At 36.3% G+C, this 995-nt stretch carries 1 protein-coding gene; it reads left to right on the top strand.

Going from position 1 to position 995, the window contains the following annotated elements; genetic code table 11:
* Window positions 1-51: 51 nt before the first annotated feature.
* On the top strand, window positions 52-995 hold a 944-nt coding region (locus DPG01_RS18435), incomplete at its 3' end, for an ATP-binding protein (protein ID WP_110976007.1).

Genomic DNA, 995 nt, shown 5'->3' with positions numbered 1-995 from the left:
GTTCTAAAATTTGATAGAATTTATTAAAACTTTAGATTCTAAGTGTAAATAATGAGAAGCGCTAATATTCGACGTGATGGCTACTTAAAATTTCTGAATACATGGCAAGACCGTGATGTCATTAAAGTACTTTCAGGTGTACGTCGCTCTGGAAAATCCACCTTATTGGCGATGTTTCAACAAGACCTAAAAGCACAGGGTGTACAAGCCGAAAACATCATTGCCATCAACTTCGAATTTATGGAATTTGAAGAACTCACCGATTACCGTAAACTACATGATTATGTATTGTCCAAAGTTGATAAAAGTAAAAAAAACTATGTTTTTTTAGATGAAATACAACATGTTACCAATTTTGAGAAAGTGGTCGACTCTTTATATGTTCGGGATTATATCGATTTATATATTACAGGCTCAAACGCATTCTTTCTAAGTGGAGAACTTGCGACTTTACTTACAGGACGCTATATCGAGCAACATGTTCTACCTTTGTCATTCCAAGAATTTAAACAGTGGCATATTGAAAATAATCCGATCATCCAACAATTATCCAATCGTGATTTGTATGCCATGTATACGCGCAGTAGTTTCCCTTATACGCTTGCCATGACTAGCCAGCAGGAAACTTATGATTACTTGCAAGCGGTCTATGCCAGTGTAATGTTTAAAGATGTTATTCCCCGTTTGAATACTGCCGATATTAACTCTCTCGAGCGTGTCGCAAGATATTTGGCAAGCGTGACAGGCTCACCTATTTCCATCAATAAAATTAAAAATACCTTTGTTTCAAGTGGGGTTAAAATTTCATTTGAAACAGTAAAACGCTATATTCAGGGCTTACAGGACAGTTTGTTATTTTATAGTGCCGCACAATTTAAAGTACGCGGGCGTGAGTTATTACAATCCTCTGAAAAATACTATTTAGTTGATGTCGGATTGCGCCGGATTATGTTGCCTGATGCTAATGCTGATCAAGGTCATATCTTAGAAAATGT

Origin of the sequence: Acinetobacter sp. WCHAc060042 (genome assembly GCF_003231195.1) — a bacterium.
Classification (GTDB): Bacteria; Pseudomonadota; Gammaproteobacteria; order Pseudomonadales; family Moraxellaceae; genus Acinetobacter.
This window is presented reverse-complemented; position numbering and strand designations above follow the sequence as displayed.